This window comes from Streptomyces sp. YIM 98790 (assembly GCF_011421595.1).
In the GTDB taxonomy this organism is placed as follows: domain Bacteria; phylum Actinomycetota; class Actinomycetes; order Streptomycetales; family Streptomycetaceae; genus Streptomyces.
Genome location: NZ_WTLH01000419.1, coordinates 1 through 317, shown reverse-complemented (window position 1 = coordinate 317; position 317 = coordinate 1). Strand labels below are relative to the sequence as shown.

The window sequence follows — 317 nt, the reverse complement described above, 5'->3', positions numbered from 1 at the left end:
GGCGGCCGGGGCGGCGGCGGCCCGCTGAACGGCCCCGGGGAGCGGCCGGCCGGCGGTGTCGCCGCGCAGCCGGGAGCGTTCCCAGAGCAGCCCCAGGGCCAGGAAGGAGATCAGCAGCGCGGCGAAGGCGCCGGCGTAGGCGTAGAACGCGGACACGGGCAGCTCGTGCTCGCGGCCGGTGCCGTGCGCCAGCAGACCGGCGCCGTGGGGGTTCATGCCGCCGCTCCCGCCCCGGCGCTCCCGGCCCGGCCCGGGGACCGGGGCGGGAGCCGGCCTCCGGGCGGGTACGCGGTCACGCGGCGGCCGCCGTCGTCGCG

At 82.0% G+C, this 317-nt stretch carries 1 pseudogene; it reads right to left on the bottom strand.

The features are described 5' to 3' along the window. A pseudogene (locus GQS09_RS28440) lies at positions 1 to 216 on the bottom strand (hypothetical protein); the annotation flags it as partial. Between the last annotated feature and the right edge of the window lie 101 nt (positions 217 to 317).